We start from the raw sequence: 21,642 nt of genomic DNA on the forward strand, positions 1-21,642 counted from the left end.
TCAAGCAGTGATTTTTCCGAGAAGCTTAAAAAAGCCTTTTCAAATCAACTACTTTTACCACTCTTCACCGCCTGTGACGTTTGCTCGTCGCCGGCAGCGGATGCGTACTTTACGGATCTACTGCCGGCTTGGCAAGGGATATTTTTAAAAAATGTCAGGCGCTGTCCGAGCCTTCTTCACGATGGCTGAACGCAGGCGAAGACTAGCCGCTACAACCTACTCGATGCCGTCCTGAGGCACACGCACCAGACCCTCCATCAGGATGCGTGCGCTACGACTCATGGTGGCCTCCTCGGCGACCCACTCATTCTCCTGCTGCCTGACGCCTGCCCCTACCCGCAGCGTGCCGGAGGGATGACCAAAGACAACCGAGACTCGCTCCTTGCCGCCTCCGGCAGCGCGGTTGACCAAGGTGCCAGGCACGGCGGCAGCCACACCAATAGCGACAGCAGCGGTTCCCATCATGGCGTGGTGCAGCTTACCCATCGACATCGCCCTGACCAGAAGGTCGATATCGCCGGCCTCTATCGACTTACCGCTGGACGCCGCGTAGCTCCTGGGAGGGGCAACGAACGCAAGCTTAGGCGTGTGCTGGCGACTTGCCGCGTCCTCTAGCCGGTTGATAAGCCCCATCTTGAGCGCACCATGCGCACGCAACGCTTCAAGCCGGGCTAGCGCAGCAGGATCCTCATTGATGTCTTCCTGGAGCTCGTCTCCCCGGTAACCGAGATCCGCAGCATCGACAAAGATCGTCGGGATGCCTGCGTTGATCAGGGTAGCGTCGATCCTCCCTCCGGCCACGATATCGTCGGGCACGCTGAGCTCGTCGACGACGTGCCCCGTGGGAAACATGCTGCCCTCCCCATCGGCGGGATCCTTGAAGGCGAGGTGAATCTCAGCGGCGGGAAAGGCGACGCCGTCCAGCACGAACTCGCCGGTTTCCTGTGCCCGGCCGTTGCGCACCGGCACACGGGAGACGATCGTCTTGCCGATGTTGGCCTGCCAGATTCGCACCTCGACCTCACCATCATGGGGAATGCGCTCGGGCGCAATCATTCCACTCTCGATGGCGAAGGGGCCGACGGCTGACGAAAGGTTGCCACAATTGCCGCTCCAGTCGACGAACGGCTTGTCGATGGACACCTGGCCGAACAGGTAGTCGACGTCGTGATCTGGTGATTCGCTGGTACTGACGATGACAACCTTGCTGGTGCTTGAGGTGGCGCCCCCCATGCCATCAGTGTGCTTGCCGTAGGGATCCGGGCTACCCACCACCCGCATCAACAAAGCGTCTCGGCTTGGCCCAGGGCGACGTGCAGATTCAGGAAGGTCGTCCTGGCGGAAAAACGTTCCTTTGCTGGTACCACCACGCATGTAAACAGCGGGAATACGAAGCTGCGGCAGGTTCGCCATGGTCACGCTACCTCCGACTCAAGAAAATCCTGAGCAAACCGCTGCAAGACACCGCCAGCACTGTAGATCGACAGCTCTTCAAAGGTATCGATGCGGCAGGTGACAGCAACGTCCTCGACCTCTCCATTCCCTCGCTGAATCTTGAGCGTCAAGCGGGCACCGGGCTGGATATCACCGCTGACATCAAAGGTCTCGCTGCCATCGATTCCCAGCGTCTTGCGCGTCGTTCCCGGCAGGAACTCCAGGGGGAGCACTCCCATGCCGATCAAGTTGGTACGGTGAATACGCTCGAACCCTTCTGCCACGATCACCTCGACGCCGGCCAGCCTCACCCCTTTGGCTGCCCAGTCTCGAGAGGACCCCTGCCCATAGTCGGCGCCAGCAATCACGATCAGCGGCTGCTTTCTCGACATGTAGGTCTCGATCGCTTCCCACATCCGCATCACCTCACCTTCAGGCTCGAGCCGAGTCAGCGATCCCTGCTTGACCTCACCGTCTACCACCGCCATCTCGTTTACCAGCTTGGGGTTGGCAAAGGTCGCGCGCTGGGCGGTGAGATGGTCTCCTCGATGGGTCGCATAGGAGTTGAAGTCTTCTTCCGGCAAGCCCATCTTGGCGAGGTATTCGCCAGCGGCACTGGTCGGCAGGATGGCGTTTGACGGCGACAGGTGATCGGTCGTGATGTTGTCACCCAATACTGCAAGCGCCCTCAGCCCCGTCAGGGACCGCTCGGCTGCCAGCGCGCCTTCCCAATAAGGAGGACGGCGAATGTAGGTACTCATCTCACGCCAGTCATACAGCGGGCTGATCTCCTTGGACCTGTCAAACGTGGTGTCGAACATCGGAATGTAGACATCGCGGAAGTGTTCCGGCTTGACGCTCTCGGCAATGATCGCGTCGATCTCTTCATCCGCTGGCCACAGCTCCTTCAGGGTGATGGGGTTGCCCTCGGGGTCATGACCCAGCACGCCTTTTTCAATATCAAAGCGCACACTGCCCGCGATGGCGTAGGCGACCACAAGAGGCGGCGAGGCAAGGAATGCCTGCTTGGCATAGGGATGTATCCTGCCATCGAAGTTACGATTGCCTGACAGCACGGCCGTTGCGTACAGGTCACGCTCGACCACTTCTCGCTGAATCTCGGGATCCAGTGCACCGCTCATGCCGTTGCAGGTGGTACAGGCAAAGCCGACGATGCCGAAACCAAGCTGCTCCAGCTCACTCAGCAGACTGGATTCTTCCAGATAGAGCTGTACGGCCTTGGATCCAGGCGCCAGCGATGTCTTGACCCATGGCTTACGCGTCAGGCCCAGCTCATTGGCGCGCTTGGCGAGCAGACCCGCCGCGATCACGTTGCGTGGGTTCGAGGTGTTGGTACAGCTCGTGATCGCGGCAATGATGACCGCCCCATCCGGCATTTGGCCAGGCGTCTCTTCATAGGGCGCCACAATCCCCCGCGCTTCCAGCTCACGGGTGGACACCCGGTTATGGGGACTCGACGGACCGGCCAGAGTGCGCTCGACCGTGGACAGGTCAAAGTGCAGCACGCGTTCGTACTGGGCATCGACCAGACTGTCCGCCCACAGCCCCGCTTCCTTGGCATAGGTTTCGACCAGGGCGACCTGTTCAGGCTCCCGTCCGGTCAACCTCAGATAGTCCAGCGTCTGGTCATCGATGTAGAACATGGCCGCGGTGGCACCATATTCCGGTGTCATGTTGGAGATCGTAGCCCGGTCACCCAAGGTCAGGTGCGCGGCGCCTTCACCGAAAAATTCCAGATAGCTGGATACCACCCGCTCCGACCGCAGGTATTCGGTCAGGGCCAGCACAATGTCTGTCGCCGTGATACCCGGCTGTGGCTTGCCGCTAAGCTCTACCCCGACGATATCCGGTAGACGCATGTAAGAGGCTCGACCCAGCATCACGCTCTCGGCCTCCAGGCCGCCCACGCCGACGGCAATGACGCCCAGTGCGTCTACATGGGGCGTATGACTGTCGGTGCCGACCAGCGTATCCGGGAAGGCAACGCCCTCCCGCGCCTGAATCACCGGCGACATCTTCTCCAGATTGATCTGGTGCATGATGCCGTTGCCCGGGGGAATGACGTCGACGTTCTCGAAGGCTTCACGGGTCCAGTTGATAAAGTGGAAGCGGTCCTCGTTGCGCCGATCCTCGACGGCGCGGTTCTTTTCGAAGGCACCCTCCTCGAACCCCGGATGCTCCACCGCCAGCGAGTGATCGACGATCAGTTGGGTCGGCACCACAGGGTTGACCTTCGCCGGGTCACCGCCCTTTTCGGCGATGGCGTCGCGCAACCCTGCCAGGTCGACCAGGGCAGTCTGTCCCAGGATGTCATGACACACGACACGCGCCGGGAACCAGGGGAAGTCCAGATCTCGCTTGCGTTCGATGAGCTGTGACAGAGATGCCCTGAGATCCTCCGGAGGACAGCGCCTGACCAGGTTTTCCGCCAGCACTCGGGAGGTGTAAGGCAAACGCTCATAGGCGCCGTCGGCGATGGCATTCACCGCTTCCCGGGTGTCAAAGTAGTCCAGCTCAGTGCCGGGGAGCGGCTTTCGGAAATCGGTATTCATGGCAGGAGTTCACGGTCGCTTGCACCATCGAATGCGGCTCGATGACACATGTTGTTAGAAGAAGCGGCAGGCAGAGTGCCTGCCGCTGCTGGCCGATATGCGAGTGTTGCGTCAATCGCGCTGCTCGATCGGCACCCAGTCAGAGTGTGCAGGCCCGGTGTAGTCGGCGCTGGGACGAATGATGCGGTTATTGTCACGCTGTTCAAACACGTGAGCGCACCAGCCGGTCACCCGCGAGCACACGAAGATCGGTGTAAACAGCTTGGTCGGAATGTCCATGAAGTGGTAGGCGCTGGCATGGAAAAAATCGGCGTTGCAGAACAGCTTCTTCTCACGCCACATGACCGCTTCAACCCGCTCCGACACCGGATACAGGAAGCTGTCACCCACGTCCTCCGAGAGCTTCTTGGACCACTCCTTGATGATGGCATTGCGGGGATCGGACTCGCGGTAGATGGCGTGGCCGAACCCCATGATCTTTTCCTTGCGCTCCAGCATGCCGAGGATTTCCTGCTCGGCCTCTTCCGGGCTCCGCCAGTTCTCGATCATCGCCATGGCTGCCTCGTTGGCACCGCCATGCAAGGGACCGCGCAACGAACCAATCGCCCCGGTCACGCAGGAGTGCATGTCGGACAAGGTCGAGGCACAGACCCGCGCAGTAAAGGTGGAGGCGTTGAACTCGTGCTCTGCGTAAAGGATCAGCGAGACGTTCATCACTCTGGCATGCAGCTCTGACGCGGGCGCATCGCGCAGCAAGTGCAGGAAGTGACCGCCGATAGACGCATCGTCTGTCTCGGTCTCGATACGCACTCCATCATGGCTGAAGCGGTACCAGTAGCAGATGATGGATGGCAGCGCCGCCAGCAGACGGTCGGCGACATCCTGCTGCTGGCCGAAATCGGCTTCCGTCTCGAGATTGCCGAGCATGGATGCGCCGGTACGCATGACGTCCATGGGGTGGGCATCCGCCGGGATCTGCTCCAGTACGGTCTTCAAGGCATCGGGCAGACCCCGCAAGCTCTTGAGCTTGGCAATGTAGTCGTCAAGTTCACGCTGGTTGGGCAACTTTCCCTTCAACAGCAGGTAAGCGACCTCCTCGAAGCGGGCCTTGTCTGCCAGCTCCTTGATATCGTAGCCGCGATAGGTCAGCCCCGACCCACTCTGTCCCACCGTGCACAATGCCGTGGCACCGGCACTTTGACCGCGCAACCCAGCGCCTCCGATCGGTTTGTCAGCCATGGCGTAGCTCCTTATGTCATCGTTGGACGTTGTTATAAAAAATGATCAAGCGTGATTGAGCGCGAAAGCGCGTCACCGCATCATCTGGCGAGCCGATGTGATGTCAGTCCTTGCCCTCGGCGAACAGCGCATCCAGCTTGCGTTCGAACTCGTGGTAGCCCAGCACGTCGTAGAGCTCTTCACGGGTCTGCATCATGTCCACCACATCGCGCTGATGGCCGTTGCTTTGAATACTCTGATACACCTGAAGCGCTGCTGCGTTCATCGCCCGGAAGGCTGAAAGCGGATACAGGACCAGACGACAGCCCACTTCGGCCAACTCCTGCTGACTGAACAGCGGGGTCGCTCCGAACTCTGTGATATTGGCGAGAATCGGTGCATCAACCCGAGCACAAAACGCGCGGTAGTCATCCAGGGTATGCACGGCTTCAGCGAAGATGGCGTCAGCGCCAGCCTCGATGCACGCATTGGCGCGCTCGATGGCAGCATCCAGCCCCTCTTTCTGAAAGGCATCGGTACGCGCGATCAAGTAGAAATCCGGATCGATGCGGGCGTCCGCCGCCGCCTTGACGCGATCCACCATCTCCTGCTGGGATACGATGGCCTTGTTGGGACGGTGGCCACAGCGCTTCTGCGCCACCTGGTCTTCCAGATGCACGGCCGCCACGCCTGCACGCTGCATTTCCTTGACCGTGCGCGCGATGTTGAAGGCCCCACCCCAGCCAGTATCGATATCCACCAGCAGTGGCAGGTCACTGGCACCGCAGATGCGGTGGGCATCTTCCACCACATCATTCATGGTGGTCATGCCCAGATCAGGCAGACCGAAGGACGCATTGGCAACCCCCCCGCCGGACAGGTAAATCGCCTGGTGGCCTGCACGTTCGGCCAGCATCGCGGTGTAGGCATTGATGGTGCCGACGATGGGTAACGGCGTATGGGCGGCAAGGGCTGCGCGGAAGCGAGCGCCCGGCGTCATTGAGCTAGGGGATGTCATGCAAGTCTCCAATCATGGTGGGGTCGAAAAATAGGCCATCAGCTACCGAGATCAGCACCGATGACCACATCGGGCTCATCACGGCCTTCGAGAGAGGCGGCATAGCGGGCCATGACGTTCTCGCGGGAAGCGCTGACATGGCGTCGCATCAGCAGCTCGGCAAGCTCGGCGTCCCCTGCCTCAATGGCGTCGACGATACGGTGGTGTTCGACAAACGCCTTCTGCGGTCTGGCACCGCTGGCACTGAACTGAGTGCGATACATGCGCACCAGGTAGTAGAGGTCATCACACAGCAACGCCATGAGCATCCGATTGTGGCTACCGAGCACGATGCGGTAGTGAAAATCCAGATCGCCCTCGCGCTGGTAATAGGCTTCACCGCTGGCCAGGTCCGCCTGTTTCTCGTGCACGGCCAGGACCTCTCTCAGCCCGGCTATCTCGCTGGCCGTCATGTGCTCGGCCGCGATTCTCGCCGCCATGCTCTCGAGCGCCTCGCGTACATCGAAAAGCTCCATCAGCTCCTTCATCGACAGCTTGACCACCCGCGCCCCGACGTGGGGCACGCGCTCGATCAAGCGGTGCGCTTCAAGGCGGCGCATGGCTTCTCGCAGTGGGCCACGGGATATGCCATAGGCCTTCGACAGGCCCGGCTCGGTGATCTTGCTGCCAGGCGCCAGCTCACCACGGACGATGGCGTCCTGCAGCTGGTGGAAAACACGCTCTGCCAGGGTCCTGACTTCGGGGGGTACCACTATCTCGTGTTCAGCGCTGGTCATGGCTTGATTGTCGACAATAAATGGATAACAGGAATGTAAGACAGGCCAAAGACTGGGTCAATGCCCGGCAAGGACCACAACCTTAGCCATTGGTTGTAGACAATACAACCCAAGGTGTCAGCACGGTGACAAATGCAGCGTTGAGGCAACGCCCGCGGCAACAACGACAAGTGTTTGCGTTGGCCGTAGAATACGCAGCCTGCACTACCCGAGGCCCCGCATGAACGCCCAGCTAGACATCACGCCAATGCCCTATCAGCCCACGCCACTCGGCTATTTCGAGTCACTCCGCGCGAGACCTGGTGCTGTGCTGCTGGACAGCGGCAGGCCTAAGGCTCCCGGCGGGAGGTTCGATATCTTGACCAGTGATCCGCTCGATCAACTGGAGATCGATCCGCTGGGCAAGGCGTGGGATGCGGAAGGCAACCTTGTGACGGGCTCTCCCTTCGCCGCTCAGCAACGCCTGCTGAACCGATTGCCGAAGACAGACCTGGTCTCCGAGCTGCCCTTTCTCGGAGGCTTGATCGGCTATTGGAGCTATGACCTGGGTCGTCTTATCGCCGGAGTCAAAGGCCCGGCACGCGCGAGCACCCGACTTCCCCTGGCACGACTGGGCCTTTACGACTGGGCCCTGATTCAGGACCACGAGCAACAACGCAGCTATCTCGTTGCCGACGCGGCGCGACGTCAGCAGGTCCTCGCCTGGCTGCTCGAGCCTGCCGAAGACAGTCACTTCACACTGACATCCCGCTTCACCTCCAACCTCGACGAAGCGTCCTACCGCGACCGCTTTGAGCGTGTTCAGCACTACATTCGGGCAGGAGACTGCTACCAGATCAATCTTGCCCAGCGCTACTCGGCACGCTACCAGGGCGATCTATGGGGAGCCTACCGGCGCCTTCGAGCGGCGACCCCAACGCCCTTTTCCGGATTCATGTCGTGGCAAGGCCGTCACGCTGAACAAGGTCTCCTGTCGGTGTCTCCAGAGCGCTTTATCGAATGCCGGGAAGGCACTGTGGAAGCACGGCCCATCAAGGGCACTCGTCCTCGTGGACAGTCGCCGGCCGAAGACTTGGCCCTCGCTGAAGAACTACGGCAAAGCGTCAAGGACCAAGCCGAGAACGTCATGATCGTGGACCTGCTACGCAATGACCTGGGGCGAGTCTGCGAAACCGGCAGTGTGAACGTTCCCCAGCTGTGCGGTCTGGAAAGCTACGCCAACGTGCATCACCTGGTCAGCATCGTGAGTGGAAAGCTGCCGCCACACACGCCACCGCTGACCCTGATGGAGGCAGCGTTCCCTGGGGGATCCATCACCGGGGCGCCCAAGATTCGCGCCATGCAGATCATCGACGAACTGGAGCCAGACAGACGCAGTGCCTACTGCGGCAGCCTCGGCTATGTCGATGTTCGTGGCCATATGGATACGTCCATCGCGATTCGCACGGTGGTGGCCGATGACAAGCACCTGCATATCTGGGGAGGCGGTGGTTTAGTGGCCGATTCCGAGGCAGACGCTGAGTACACTGAGACCCGAGACAAGATTCGCCACCTGATGTCAGCCCTGGGAGATAGCAGCCATCAGGACTGACCCGCCCAAACCAATGGGAATAAGAACCCTTATCGCTAATCGATAAACGCTATATAAGAACCGAACCAATCGATATTGGGGCCGGACTAGCGCCTTTTGGTAGGGTAGCGGCAAAACACACACTGGAGGTCGCCGTGACGCCCTTTGACCCCAATGCCTTCGTCCTGGAACATGACCAGGCGACGCCCAAGAACATCCTGAAAGCCGCCTATGAGGCCTTCGGCCAGCTGACAGTCTCCTTCTCCGGTGCCGAAGACGTGGTACTGATCGACCTGGCCCTCAAGGTAGCGCCCAAGGATAAGGTGCACGTCTTCTGCCTGGATACCGGACGGCTGCATGCGGAAACCTACGAGTTTATCGAGCGGGTGCGCGAGCACTACGCCATCGAGATAGACATCCGCTTTCCTGATCAGCAGGCAGTTCAGGACCTGGTTCGCGAGAAGGGCCTGTTCAGCTTCTATCAGGATGGCCACCAGCAGTGCTGCGGTATTCGCAAGGTAGCGCCATTGCGTGAACGCCTGGCCGGACTCCCCGTCTGGGTCACCGGGCAGCGTCGCGATCAAAGCCCAGGCACCCGCTCCCAGCTGCAGATCGCCGAACGCGACACCACCTTCGGCAGTGAGTCATCACCGCTGTACAAGATCAATCCATTGACCCACTGGTCCAGTGAAGACGTCTGGAACTACATCCGCTCATTCGATGTGCCGTACAACCGTCTGCATGAGCAGGGCTACGTCAGCATTGGTTGCGCACCCTGCACCAGGCCCATCCTTCCCGGTCAGCACGAACGTGAAGGGCGCTGGTGGTGGGAAGACCAGGGCGGTAAGGAGTGCGGCCTGCACGTCCTCAACCTGCCTCCGGTGGCCGCCAAGGATTAAGCGTCCACCGGCACGAGCGTCGAGCTGAATCAAAAAAAGCGCCCTTCCGGGCGCTTTTTGGTGTCCTGCGGCTACGCTTCTGCTGCTTACCTCAGCGTACTGGCAGCTCGATACCCTCGAACAGGGTGTGCTCATGCCGGGGCCCTGCCGCAAGCGCCGCATCCACCAGATCTCGATCAAGGTGATCGGCAAACTGTTTCAGGAAGTCATACATGTAGCCACGCATGAAGGTTCCTCGACGAATGCCGATCTTGGTGGTGGAACTGTCGAACAGATGGCTGGCATCCAGCGCCACCAGATCATGATCCAGCTCTTCATCCACCGCCATGTGCGCCACGATGCCCACGCCGAGGCCAAGCCGCACATAGGTCTTGATCACATCGGCATCAGCGGCCGTCAGCACCACATTGGGCGACAGGCCCCGAGCCCTGAAGGCATCGTCGAGCTGAGACCGACCGGTAAAGCCAAAAACGTAGGTCACCAGGGGGTGTTCGGCCAGCTCATCCAGGCCCAGTCGCTCTACCCCCGCCAACGGATGATCGCGCGGCACCAGCACACAGCGATTCCAGCGGTAGCAGGGCAACAGCACCAGATCATTGAAGAGTTCAAGGGATTCGGTGGCGATGGCAAAGTCCGACTGCCCTTCACTCACCATCTGAGCGATCTGCTTGGGCGTCCCCTGCTGCATGTGCAAGGCCACGTCAGGATATCGCTGGGTGAACGACTGAATCACGGGAGGCAGACAATACCGGGCTTGGGTGTGCGTAGTGGCAATGGCCAGGCTTCCACGTCGCTCATCCGAATGTTCCTGAGCCACATCCTTGATATTGGCCGTCAACCGCAGCACCTGACCGGCCAGCTCGATGATCGCTTCGCCAGCCGGGGTGACTCGGGTAAGGTGCTTGCCACTGCGCGCGAAAATTTCCACCCCCAGCTCGTCCTCGAGCAGGCGGATCTGCTTCGAGATCCCTGGCTGGGAGGTGAACAGACTCTGGGCGGTCGCCGATACATTGAGGTTGTGGCGGGAAACCTCCCAGATGTAGCGCAGCTGCTGTAATTTCATGGCCGGAGCTTACCTCGTCCGAAGTCGTCGGATTGGTGCAAGAGAGATGCGGCAAGGCGCTCAATGGAGGTATCAGCCATGTTCGGCATGGCGTAAATGCCTTTTACGTACAATAGTTGCCATGGCAACGGACTCGTTCGTAAGAGGGGCCACCGCCGCCCGGCACATGCCAAAGCGCCATAAAGAACCCTGCGGTGATTACTTTATAGCATAATGAGATCGATTGCAGCGGTTCGTAAGCTGACTAAGAAACTATCGACCCAATATTTGCCAGCGTATTGGCCGACCGCTACCATCGTGCCACCGGACATGGCGGACATGTCCCCCATTCCGCTCGATGAAGCGCAACATATATGGAGAAACACATGGCTAACAATGTCGATGTCACCAATGCCAACTTCGAGCAGGAAGTTCTGCAGGCCGATTCCCCGGTATTGCTGAAGTTCTGGGCTCCCTGGTGCGGTCCGTGCAAGGTGATGGCACCGGTGGTCGATGAAGTCGCCGAAGAGCGTGACGGCGCCCTCAAGGTGGTCAGCATCAATGTGGACGACGCCCCTGAGATCGCCGCCGAGCAGGGCGTGCGCGGTGTGCCCACCGTCATGCTGTTCAAGTCAGGCGCCAAGGTTGCTTCCTTGGTGGGCGCTCAGTCGAAGTCTCAGCTGACCCAGTTCATCGAACAGAACGCCTGAGCAGCACGACCTGACGAGCGCTCGGCACGGCACCGCCTGCATAAGACGAGTCAGTGCTGACACATCGAACCCGACGCCTGTGAACAGGCGTCGGGTTCGATGCTTTTAGGCCTTCATCTCGGCATGCTGCCAGGCCACTCGCGCGCTTACTTGCGCAGCACGTAGCGCAGGATCTCCACCACCTGATCAGTGCTGGTCGCCCAAGCCTGAGCGTCAGCGTCGACCTCCTTGAGAGGGTGCACGATCTCTTCTGCGTGCAGGGTGACATAGGGTTTGCCAAGCGCCGCACAGTACCCCGCGTCGAAGGCCGCATTCCATTGCTTGTACTTGTCACCAAAGCGCACGATGACCAGGTCGCTCTCGCCGATCAGGGTTCTGGTGCGAATCGCATTGACCCGCGATGACTGATGGTCCCGCCAAAAGCCCTCCCCGGGCACGCCGAGCATATCACCAGCTGCATCACTGGCATCATGGTCGGTCACCGGCTGGGTGAAGACGACGTCGAGCCCCGCCTCCCGGGCGCCCTGCTTGATCTCCTCACGCCAATCGGTATGTATCTCTCCAGACAGGTAGACGGTAAAGCTCATTGCATCGTTTCCTTTGTAGGGTTAGACCGGCTGTTTCAAGAAGCACACTCACCGTCTCATCCGAGGCAGGCCTCGCGGGCACGGCGCAACCCCTCTTCTCTCTGAGCCGGCCAGCTGTTAATTTTATTCGGGTGGTGATGACGGGACATGGAGCGCCCTCTGGCTCAGCCATGATACCTGGTGGTCGGAACCACACAACCACGTGCCGACCGCTGACACTGCCTTCTTCATGGCCAGCACCGATGAGAGACGGCGACAAGGAACCTAGATGCAAGACACGGACCCCACTGACAACGCAGCACCGATGTCCTCGGCAGATACGCGCGAGATCAATCGTCGTCAGGGCCACTTCGCCAGCCAGGACACCTTCTGGCTGTTTGGCTACGGTTCGCTCATCTGGAAGGCCGACATCGCCTATCGCAAGCGTCGTCCCGCCCTCATTCATGGCTACAGCCGACGCTTCTGGCAAGGATCCCACGATCATCGGGGGACACCAGACGCGCCCGGGAGGGTCGCCACCCTGGTGCGTGAGGAAGGCGCATCATGCCTGGGCATGGCCTACCTGATCGGCCCCGAAGCGCTCAGCCCACTGGATTTGCGCGAGAAGAATGGCTATCTGCGAGCCAGTGTCACCCTGCACTTCGTCGACCATGGGACGAATGGCGATCAGCCCCGGAACCAGCACCAGGTCTCGGCCACACCTCAGACAGCAACGGGCTTGGTGTATATCGCCAGTAGTGACAACCCGGCATACCTTGGTGACGCACCGGTCGATCACATCGTCCAGCAGATCGCCCGATCCCACGGACCCAGCGGCCCCAACAGCGATTATCTGCTGAACCTTGCGGATGCGCTGAGCGGCCTTGGCGGCGACGATGCCCACGTCTTCCAACTGGCACAGCGGTTACGCCAGCGAATGCGCCAGGCGGCCCCTCAGTCGTCTTGTCTTGAGTGAGCGCCGCCCTGCCCTGTTCTCAGCACACTGTTCTCCGAAAACCGTTCTCGAAAAACTGCTCTCGAAGCGTAGGTCTTGACCTGTTATCGCTGATCGGATGCCGCTTAACTGTCTTCGATGACCTGTCTTACATGGCTTCTTTCGATGATCGTTGGCAGTACACCGTGCCTTGACCGCATGGACCGCTCGCGGTGATCTGACCGACACTGCGCTTTACGGCAGCCCGAGCCCTGTCAGCCGACAGGTCGCTTCTGCCCTTTACTCGCTGGAGACCCCAGATGAGCGTCACTCTTGAAGACGTCAGACACGCCGCTGACGCCATTAGTAGCCACATCGTGCGCACCCCGTTGCTGCACTCTGCCACCCTGTCGCGCCTGACCGGTTGCGAGCTGTATATCAAGTTCGAGAATCACCAGTTCACCGCTGCCTTCAAGGAGCGGGGTGCGCTCAACCACCTGCTCGCCCTGACCGAAGCGGAGCGCAAACGTGGCGTCATCGCCATGTCAGCCGGCAATCATGCCCAGGCCGTGGCTTATCACGCTTCGCGGCTGGGCATCCACGCCGTCATCGTCATGCCGCGTCACACCCCAAATCTGAAGGTCAGCAACACCCGTGCTCTGGGGGCCGAGGTCCATCTGCAGGGAGATGGCGTTGACGAGGCAGGTGCCTACGCGGCGCGCCTGGCCGCCGAACATGACTACGTCTTCGTCCATCCCTACGACGATGAGAAGGTGATTTCAGGCCAGGGCACTATCGCACTCGAAATGCTGGAGGACGAGCCATCGCTCGAGGCGCTGGTCATTCCCATCGGCGGTGGCGGGCTTATGGCAGGCAACGCCGTCGCGGCCAAGGGACTTAACCCCTCCATCGATCTTCTTGGCGTGCAGACCGCACGGTTTCCTGCCATGCAGCAAGCCCTGGCCGGCGAGCCGATTCACTGCGGGCGTGCCACCATTGCAGAAGGCATTGCGGTGAAGCAGCCCGGCCAGATCACGCGGGAACTGATCCGCCAGCACGTCGGTGACATCCTGATGGTCGATGAAGCGGATATCGAGCGCGCTATCCTGATGCTGCTGGAAATCGAGAAGACGGTGGCTGAAGGCGCTGGTGCCGCAGGACTTGCCGCGGTGCTGAGCCAACCCGAGCGCTTCCGTGGTCGCAAGGTAGGACTGGTACTGTGCGGCGGCAATATCGACATGCAGGCGCTATCGTCCGTGATTCAGCGAGGACTGGTCAGGTCAGGCCGGATCGTGCGCGTGCGCGTCGGCATCTCGGATGTCCCGGGCTCCTTGTCCGAGCTCACGCAGCTGCTGGCTGAGCAGCGCGCCAATGTCATCAGCATCACCCACCAGCGCACCTTTACCGACCTTTCACTGCGAGCGACAGAAGTCGAGGCCACCCTGGAAACCCTCGGCAGTGAGCACACCCGCGACGTCCTGGCAGCGCTTCGCCGCGAAGGCTACGACCCGGTGATGCCCGCCAACGAAGTCCACCCCGATGAACGCTACGCCAGCGCTGACGAGTCAAAGGGGACATCCCAGCGCTGAGCACAGAGCACTGCGAGTGCTAAGTCACTCGCATGGCCCCAGTGGTATCACGAAGTGAATCGCCAGGTGAATTGCCACTGGGGCACCCCTGACATCCCTCTGCCAGCATCATTCTCGCAACAGCCCCGCGGAGCGCAGTGCATTGCCTGTCGCAGGCCCCAACTGAGCCAGGACATTCAGCTGAGTACCAAGCTCTGTCACTTGTCTCTCCTGGGCGAGTTGTTCCACGCGGGCAGCCTGAGCCTCGACGGCCTGACAGCCTAACGAGGCCGAAATCCCCTTGATATCGTGGGCCAGCTGCGCAAGCTGCCCGTGGTCATGCTGCGACAGTGCATCACGCATCTCACCCAGTCGCGCCGGATAGCGCTGCAGATAGCTGGCGATCATGCGACTGAGGGCCTGCGGTGAGAGCACCTGACGCAGCTCCTCGACGGTGTCTCCCGACAGCAAGGTCTCGTCCACACTGATCTGGGTTTCCAGCATCGGGGCCACGACCGTCGGAGCCACCTCTTCGCCGTCTGCCGCTACTGCGGCAGACTTCACTATCAGCGCGTCTCGTTGAACATACTGACGCAACATCTCGGCCAGCTCTCTTCGCGAGAACGGTTTCCCGATGACATCATCCATCCCTGCATCCAGACAGGCACGATGGTGCTCGGGCATCACATTGGCGGTGACGGCAATAACCGGCAGTCGCCTGACCCGGTGGCCCTGATCAGCCATTGCCTGCTCGTGGGCTCGCCAGCGGCGAGTGGTTTCCAGCCCGTCCATCACCGGCATCTGCATATCCATCAGCACCAGATCGAAGTTGCGCTGCATCAGCACTTCCAACGCCTGCTGGCCATTGCCCACCAGCTCGCAGGTCTGGCCCAGCCGCGACAGCATCGCCACCACCAGTTCTCGATTCAGAGCATTATCCTCGACCACCAGGATATGACGGCAGGACAAGGCCTGTGAGGAGGGGCTGGTCGCCTCTTCTACTCCTTCCACCACCGGCAGACGAAGATCAAACCAGAAGCGGCTTCCCGAGCCTGGCTGGCTTTCCACCTTGAGCTCGCCGCCCATGGCCGCCACTAGCTGAGAGCAAATGGCCAAGCCCAAGCCCGCTCCTTCATGACGCCGGGACAATGCAGAGTCTGTCTGCTCGAAGGGTTCGAAAATGCGCCGCTGATCTTCCTCGGCGATTCCACACCCGGTGTCGTAGACCATGAACGTCAACACGTCATCGCCCTTGCCGGCAACCCTCAGCATGACGAAGCCACTCTCGGTAAACTTGAAGGCATTGTTGAGCAAGTTCATCAACACTTGGCGAAGTCGGTGTACGTCTCCGTCCACCCAGGCAGGAAGAGAAGGAGCGACCCGCATCAGGAACTGGACATTGCTACGACTCTGGGTTTGATAGCCCGTGGCCAATTGGTCGAGCATCCTGGGCAATTGGAAGGGCTGGCGCTCGACGGCCAGGTGACCGGCCTCAATGCGGGTATAGTCCAACACATCGTTAATGACCGATCGCAGTCCCGCAGCACTGTCCCGCAACCCTTCAATTTGCCGACGCCCCTGCTCACTGAGGGCTTCATCGCACAGCAGGTCGGCCATTCCCAGCACTCCGTTCAGGGGCGTGCGTACTTCATGACTCATGATCGCCATGAAGTCGGACTTCGCACGGTTTGCCACCTCCATGCGATGGTAGGCTTCGCGCAACGCCTCAGACTGAGCTTCCAGCAACTGCGTCTTCTGCCGATGCTGGCGTGCCTCCTTGACCAGTGCCCAGATCAGTACACCGCCGGCCAACAGGGACAGTAGCACGGCAATCAGCATGGCGACGTAGAGTTGATCCAGCACATGCATATCCCTGCTACGTTCTTCGGCGGATACTCGGCCATGCTGTAACATCAATTGACGACTTAACTCCTGGGCGTCTGCCAGGCGGTTGTTCAGCGATCGCCTCAGGTCCTCATCATAGGCGAGCTGGCCATTGGCTAGCGCAGCAAAGCGCTCGTCCAGGGACTGCATGATGCCCTCTATCTCGCCAATCAGTTCACCTGCTGCTGCATGATTGGCCAGGAAGTTCGCCGCCTGTCCTTCGAGCAAGAACACGAAGCGTCCGTAGAGCAGCTCGAACTCCAGCAACGTTTCATCCAACTCCGTATCGCCCCGTTGCCAAAGCGCCAACCGCAGATCCCTCAACGCACGATCATATTGGTAGAGCGTCCAGGTGACCGTATCGATGTCACGGTGGTGAAGAGAGTTACTGCGGTCATAGATCAAGCCGCCCGTGATCACCACGGCAACGATGAAGACGATGGCGGCAACGGCGGGCGCCTTGATGCGCAGAAGCTGGGGCATGGCCAATCAGCGCACCTCGATTCGAGCGACTTGCCAGACAGAACGACTGAAGTAGATGTTCGTCTTGAGGTCAGGCTCTTCGTCAAAAGGGTAGATCACGAACAGCGGCCCCTTGTCGCGAATGCGCATGGGCTCGCCATCACGGCGCATGGCCAGAATGACGTCATGCTGCTCGGCATCTTCAATCGGAATCAGCGACTCGTAATCCTTGATCGCGATCACACGCAGCTCACTGCCTTCAGCACCAGCGGCATCGAGCACATCGCGCAGGAGAGGACCAGAGAACCGCGACTGACCGTCTATCCAAGGGTTACCGGTGATCACGTCATGCTGCGGCAAGGACTCCAGCATACGAGCATCGAAGTGGGCTTCGTCTTCGACGTTGGGAGACGTAAGCTGACCGGAAAGCGTGAGAATGACACGCTCCTGTGGAGACTCCAGAGCCAGCGAAGGGCCTGTCGTCATCAGCAACATCACCAGAGCCATGAGTCGCCACGTCTGTACTGCTTTGCTGCACCATCCCTGCTGCCGCTGCATAAAATCTCTCCGCTGAAGACCGAGCTTTCCTATGAAACTGTGCCGTATCAGCAATATGCTACTGCCAGTGCTGCCTCAAGGGAAACTCTGGGTCAACCCTGATCACAGCACCAACGGCCGCGAAAGAGCGTAAACTGTCCTCAAGATCGGCAATGAGATGGGGAGACAGCGACCCCATCACACAGCCGTGCGCCATTCGCAGAGCCTGCGCCAGCCACAGACGAAGCAACAACGGTGAGAGCAGAACCCTGGGGGTCAGTCAGTCAAGCACGCGGCAGAACGGGTTTAGCGCAAGCTGTCGAACACACCTGCCTGGCGCCAGGCCAGGCCAGTCTGGGTACCCATTTCCTCTAGTTCGCGGATCAAGGACGCGACGGCCTCCAGCCGCTGCTCCCCAACGCAGTCCAGAAGTCGCTGCGCAACCTCGGCCACCGCAAGACATCCCAGGGTACGAGATGCATGCTGTAACTCGCTGGCCTCGGACACCAGCACCGACAGGTCACCTTCCTCACGGGCTTGAGACATACGCGCGATGCGGGCCGGAAAGCGCGCGAGATAGCCACGCACCATGCGCTCCAAAGCATCCGCGGAGACCATCGAACGCAACTCCTGAAGGGTGGTGGAGGCGATCACTGCTGGGCGGTCGACAGAGCCATCAGCGGGGTTGTGGAAAGAGCCATCAGCGGGTTTGTAGAAAGAGCCATCAGCGGGGTTATTGAAAGAGCCATCAGCGGGGTTGTGGAAAGAGCCATCAGCGGGTTTGTGGAAAGAACCATCAGCGGGGTTGTGAAAAGAGCCACCAGCGGCTTTCTGGAAAGAACCATCAGCGGGCTTGTGAACAACACCCTGTTGGATAACGCCCTTGCCATCCAGGGAGGGGTAGACCCGTGAAGGATAGCGCTCCAGCACGCAGGCAAGGTCGTGGCGCGTGAAGGGCTTGCCGATCAAGTCGTCCATGCCCGCCTCCAAACTTGCCCTGCGATGCTCTGGCAGCACGTTGGCCGTCACTGCAATGATCGGCAAACGGTAGTCTTCATCGCCATCCACACCACGCCCAGCGCGTTCCTTGTCACGCCACCTTCGGGTCGTCTCCCATCCATCCATTACCGGCATCTGCAAGTCCATCAAGACCAGATCAAACTCGCGTTTTGCCAAGACTTGCAGGGCTTCCTCGCCATTGGCGACCCGCTCGCAGGACTGCCCCAGCCGGGCCAGCATACTGGCCACCAGCTCGCTATTCAGCGGATTGTCATCCACCACCAGGACATGATGCGGTGCCAACGCCTCTAGCGCAGCGCTATGGGTGGTCTCCTCCAGCGCCGCTTCATCGCAGGCAGGTAATGGCAGCTCGAACCAGAAACGGGAGCCACTGCCCAACTGGCTGTCCAGCTTGAGGTCTCCGCCCATGGCGCGGACCAGATTACGGGCGATGGGAAGCCCCAGGCCGGCACCATCGTGGCGTCGGGCCATGACCGAGTCAGACTGCTCGAAGGGCTCGAAGACGCGATCCACATCCTGCTTCGAGATACCGCATCCCGTGTCATAGACCACAAACGAAATTCTCTCATCCTGAGCGCGGCTGACGCGCAGCATCACGAAGCCCTGGCGCGTGAACTTGAACGCATTGTTGAGCAGGTTCTGCAGGACCTGGCGCAGCCGATGCAGATCGCCAAGTACCCAATCCGGCAGGTCAGGGGCCAGTCGCATCAAGAACTGTACGTCGCTCTGATGGCGTGAACGATACCCAAGCGTCGCCTGCTCGAGCATTCCCCGCAGGGCAAAGGGTTCCTGCTCCACATCGATGCGCCCGCTTTCCAGACGAGTGAAATCAAGCACATCGTTGATAACGCTTTTCAGACCGGTCGCACTGGCCTCGAGGCCCTCGATATGGCGCTTGCCCTGCTCACTCAGGGTTTCGTCCCGCAAAAGGTCAGCCATACCCATGACGCCGCTCAACGGCGTGCGCATCTCGTGACTCATGATCGCCATGAAGTCGGTCTTGGCGCGGCTTGCGCTCTCGGCTCTCTCCACCGCATCCTTCAATGCGCGAGACTGCGCTTGCAACAGCTCAGCCTTGAGCGTGTGCGCACGCCCTTCACGCATCAGAGCCAGTACCAATACGGTGCCAGCTCCCATGATCAACACGATACAGGCCAGCACCACCCCATAGAGGCGCAGTAACGACTGCGTATCACGGGTGCGAATGTCAGCCACGCTAGCCTTATGCTGCAGCAACATGTCGAGACTTGAGGCCTGCAGCTGCGTCAGTGTCTGCCGCAGTGACGCTCTTGCCGTTTTATCCAGCGGCGCCCCGGCCACGAGATCCCCCACCCGCACAGCCAGCTCGTCAATCAGCTGTTCACTCTGCAGATAAAGCGCTTGGGAGGCCTGGGTCTGACGCAGGAAGGCGCGGGTTTGCCCTTGTCGTAACAGGTCATTGCGCCCCTGCAGAATCTCGAAGTCCAGCGCCAGCTCATCTATGGCATCAGCCGGCGCTTCGGCCACAAGGATGCGCATTTCTCGCACCATGCGATCGAATTGATACAGATTCCAGGTGACAGTATCCAGAATTCGATGCTGAAGTTCCTGCTGACGATCAAAGGTCAAACCACCCGCGACCAACGCGGCCACGAAGAACATCACGGTGGCCGTCGCGGCTACCCGCGAGCGATAGGGCAAACTCAGCATGTCCGGACCCTGGGCCGCAAGACGTCAACGCACATCGATGGACTCCACTTGCCAGACCGAGCGCGTCAGATACACCGCGTTATAGAGATGGGGCCGCTCATCAAAGGGATAGATGACAAACAGAGGGCCTTGATGGCGCACCTCGAGCACATTGCCATCGCGAGACATCGCCAGGACAATGCCGAAATCTCTCGCGTCTTCCACGGGAATGGTCGCCGCAAAATCATTCAGTGCCGCAACCCGCAGTTCCATGCCGCGAGCATCTACTGCCTCCAGCAAGGCCATCAGCAGTGGACCGTCGTAGACCGATGCTCCGTCGTACCAGGGAAGGTGGGTGCTGATGCGCCCTTGATCCAGCGCAAGTAGCATATCGCGATCAAACCATGCCTGATCACCCACGTTGGTGATACCAATATCGCCGGATACCTTCAGCAAGGGTTTGCCAGCAGGCCGCTCAAGCGCCATCGCCAGGGAAGACACCAAGGTCAGCCCAAGAACCGCAAAATGCCAGCGATATCGCACATTTCCCCCTTTGCCGAGCTCGATGCTCGGAGGCGTTTCCGGCTTATCGTCTTCGCTTGTATGCTGATTCAGCCGTACCGAATGTTAAAATAGTAAATCATAGGACACAATTCGTCACGTGATGAAACGCAAGGGCTCCCATGCCTCCCACCAATGCTCTATGGCCCGACGACATGCCCACCTTGCCCTCTGCCATGGCACCAGCGGCGCCTTATGATCGGCCAAGTTCAGCCGCCAACCAGTCCGCCAGATCATTGGCATGAGGATGACGCGGGCCGTGCGCCCCGGAGGCCAAATGCAGGGTCAGACAGGCCTCCGTGGTCACGAACCCCCAAGGAGCAAGCAAACGCCCAGCACGCACGTCGTCTTCCACCAGATAGTCCGGGGAGATGCCCACGCCCAGCCCCACCAGTGTCGCCTCGAGCATATAGGTAAGATGCTCGAAGCCCTGTCCCATGGAGAGGCCTTCAACGCTCATCCCCTGCTGGGAACACCAGTCACTCCAGGCTGACGGCCGCGAGCGAGTATGCAGCAAAGGATGCCCCAGGAGCTCTTGCGGCTGCCGCCGGCCCGCCCCTTGAGTGGACGCGACCTGATAATGCGGGCTGTGGACAGGGCCGATACGCTCCTTCCCCAGCACTCGAATAAGCGCACGCTCGTCGGGGCTATCGGGCAGGCGCTGGAACCGCAGCACACCGTCCGCTCCTGGCGGCACACCTTCCCCTTCTTCACTGGCACTCAGGTGCAGTTCCAGCGTCGGAAGCGCCGTCTTCAGCGCCGCCAGGCGCGGGATAAACCAGCGAGCCAGAAATGAGCCGGGACAGTTCAGCACAAAGGGGCGCCCCTGTCCCCGCTGCGACACGTCACTGCACACTCTGGCTAACGCTCCTAGATGGAAGCCGATGGCATCGGCGAGCTCCTGACCCGCCTCGGTCAGGCGCACTCCTCTGCCCTCCCTTTCCAGCAGGTGCACGCCCAGCTGCTGCTCAAGCCCCTTGATCTGACGGCTCACGGCCCCGTGGGTAAGGTGCAACGCGGTCGCGGCCCGGGACACGCTGCCCAGTTCCGCTACCGCCTCCAGAGCTCTCAGCGCTCGCATTGACGGCAGCCTGTCCCCTGCCAAGGTGACGGGCGCTCCCCGGCGTCCCTGATCTGTCATGATGCGCCTCCAGCCACGGCTAAATATGTGAATTTTTCTCACAGATTAGTGCAACGATATC

The 21,642-nt window shown here is 60.3% G+C and carries 18 protein-coding genes; 6 read left to right on the top strand and 12 right to left on the bottom strand.

The genetic code is table 11. The annotated features are described in order from the left end of the window. Positions 1-189, top strand: a 189-nt coding sequence (locus tag JF545_RS19525; RefSeq protein WP_206944829.1) for a hypothetical protein, incomplete at its 5' end; no start/stop codon positions are given. 27 nt (positions 190-216) lie between these two features. Here the strand turns inward: JF545_RS19525 and prpF are convergent. The 5 genes from prpF to JF545_RS19550 form a co-directional block, all read right to left on the bottom strand. Further along, on the bottom strand, positions 217-1,413 hold the full coding sequence (prpF, locus tag JF545_RS19530) for a 2-methylaconitate cis-trans isomerase PrpF (protein WP_206944830.1): 1,197 nt from the start codon (positions 1,411-1,413) through the stop codon (positions 217-219). 2 nt (positions 1,414-1,415) lie between these two features. Beyond that, on the bottom strand, positions 1,416-4,007 hold the full coding sequence (acnD, locus tag JF545_RS19535; RefSeq protein ID WP_206944831.1) for a Fe/S-dependent 2-methylisocitrate dehydratase AcnD: 2,592 nt from the start codon (positions 4,005-4,007) through the stop codon (positions 1,416-1,418). A gap of 111 nt (positions 4,008-4,118) precedes the next feature. Beyond that, positions 4,119-5,246, bottom strand: a complete 1,128-nt coding sequence (prpC, locus tag JF545_RS19540) for a bifunctional 2-methylcitrate synthase/citrate synthase (protein ID WP_206944832.1) — start codon at positions 5,244-5,246, stop codon at positions 4,119-4,121. Between the two features lie 103 nt (positions 5,247-5,349). Beyond that, the gene (gene prpB, locus JF545_RS19545; protein ID WP_206944833.1) at positions 5,350-6,243 is read right to left on the bottom strand and encodes a methylisocitrate lyase; all 894 of its coding nucleotides are present in this window, start codon (positions 6,241-6,243) and stop codon (positions 5,350-5,352) included. Between the two features lie 38 nt (positions 6,244-6,281). Next, positions 6,282-7,019, bottom strand: a complete 738-nt coding sequence (locus JF545_RS19550) for a GntR family transcriptional regulator (RefSeq protein WP_206944834.1) — start codon at positions 7,017-7,019, stop codon at positions 6,282-6,284. Positions 7,020-7,239: 220 nt separating this feature from the next. Between JF545_RS19550 and pabB the strand changes: the two genes are divergently transcribed. Both pabB and JF545_RS19560 read left to right on the top strand, forming a co-directional pair. Beyond that, positions 7,240-8,610: an aminodeoxychorismate synthase component I gene (pabB, locus tag JF545_RS19555; protein WP_206944835.1), complete on the top strand. Its 1,371-nt coding sequence runs from the start codon at positions 7,240-7,242 to the stop codon at positions 8,608-8,610. 134 nt (positions 8,611-8,744) lie between these two features. Continuing rightward, positions 8,745-9,488: a phosphoadenylyl-sulfate reductase gene (locus JF545_RS19560; RefSeq protein ID WP_206944836.1), complete on the top strand. Its 744-nt coding sequence runs from the start codon at positions 8,745-8,747 to the stop codon at positions 9,486-9,488. Positions 9,489-9,579: 91 nt separating this feature from the next. Here the strand turns inward: JF545_RS19560 and cysB are convergent, their stop codons facing one another. Next, positions 9,580-10,551: an HTH-type transcriptional regulator CysB gene (gene cysB, locus JF545_RS19565; RefSeq protein WP_206944837.1), complete on the bottom strand. Its 972-nt coding sequence runs from the start codon at positions 10,549-10,551 to the stop codon at positions 9,580-9,582. 365 nt (positions 10,552-10,916) lie between these two features. Between cysB and trxA the strand changes: the two genes are divergently transcribed. Beyond that, complete coding sequence (trxA, locus tag JF545_RS19570; protein WP_206944838.1) at positions 10,917-11,240, top strand: thioredoxin; 324 nt, start codon at positions 10,917-10,919, stop codon at positions 11,238-11,240. Between the two features lie 146 nt (positions 11,241-11,386). Here trxA and JF545_RS19575 read toward each other — a convergent pair whose 3' ends face one another. Next, a complete protein-coding gene (locus JF545_RS19575) occupies positions 11,387-11,827 on the bottom strand; it encodes a YtoQ family protein (RefSeq protein WP_206944839.1) in 441 nt (146 codons plus the stop codon). Between the two features lie 268 nt (positions 11,828-12,095). Here JF545_RS19575 and JF545_RS19580 point away from each other — a divergent pair, with 268 nt between their 5' ends. Then, positions 12,096-12,782 (top strand): gamma-glutamylcyclotransferase, encoded by a 687-nt coding sequence (locus tag JF545_RS19580; RefSeq protein WP_242520977.1) that lies wholly within the window; start codon positions 12,096-12,098, stop codon positions 12,780-12,782. Positions 12,783-13,060: 278 nt separating this feature from the next. Further along, positions 13,061-14,329 carry a threonine ammonia-lyase gene (locus tag JF545_RS19585; protein WP_206944840.1) on the top strand — a complete coding sequence of 423 codons (1,269 nt, stop codon included), beginning with the start codon at positions 13,061-13,063 and terminating at the stop codon, positions 14,327-14,329. 108 nt (positions 14,330-14,437) lie between these two features. On the opposite strand, the gene JF545_RS19590 is transcribed toward JF545_RS19585, so the two are convergent. The 5 genes from JF545_RS19590 to JF545_RS19610 form a co-directional block, all read right to left on the bottom strand. Beyond that, the gene (locus JF545_RS19590; RefSeq protein WP_206944841.1) at positions 14,438-16,675 is read right to left on the bottom strand and encodes an ATP-binding protein; all 2,238 of its coding nucleotides are present in this window, start codon (positions 16,673-16,675) and stop codon (positions 14,438-14,440) included. A 6-nt stretch (positions 16,676-16,681) separates the two neighbouring features. Beyond that, complete coding sequence (locus JF545_RS19595) at positions 16,682-17,161, bottom strand: molybdopterin-dependent oxidoreductase (RefSeq protein WP_206944842.1); 480 nt, start codon at positions 17,159-17,161, stop codon at positions 16,682-16,684. A 336-nt stretch (positions 17,162-17,497) separates the two neighbouring features. Next, positions 17,498-19,900 (bottom strand): ATP-binding protein, encoded by a 2,403-nt coding sequence (locus tag JF545_RS19600; RefSeq protein ID WP_206944843.1) that lies wholly within the window; start codon positions 19,898-19,900, stop codon positions 17,498-17,500. Positions 19,901-19,924: 24 nt separating this feature from the next. Beyond that, on the bottom strand, positions 19,925-20,422 hold the full coding sequence (locus JF545_RS19605; protein ID WP_206944844.1) for a hypothetical protein: 498 nt from the start codon (positions 20,420-20,422) through the stop codon (positions 19,925-19,927). A gap of 211 nt (positions 20,423-20,633) precedes the next feature. Next, the gene (locus JF545_RS19610; RefSeq protein WP_206944845.1) at positions 20,634-21,581 is read right to left on the bottom strand and encodes a LysR family transcriptional regulator; all 948 of its coding nucleotides are present in this window, start codon (positions 21,579-21,581) and stop codon (positions 20,634-20,636) included. Positions 21,582-21,642: the final 61 nt, after the last annotated feature.

Source organism: Halomonas litopenaei, from assembly GCF_017303055.1.
In the GTDB taxonomy this organism is placed as follows: domain Bacteria; phylum Pseudomonadota; class Gammaproteobacteria; order Pseudomonadales; family Halomonadaceae; genus Halomonas; species Halomonas litopenaei_A.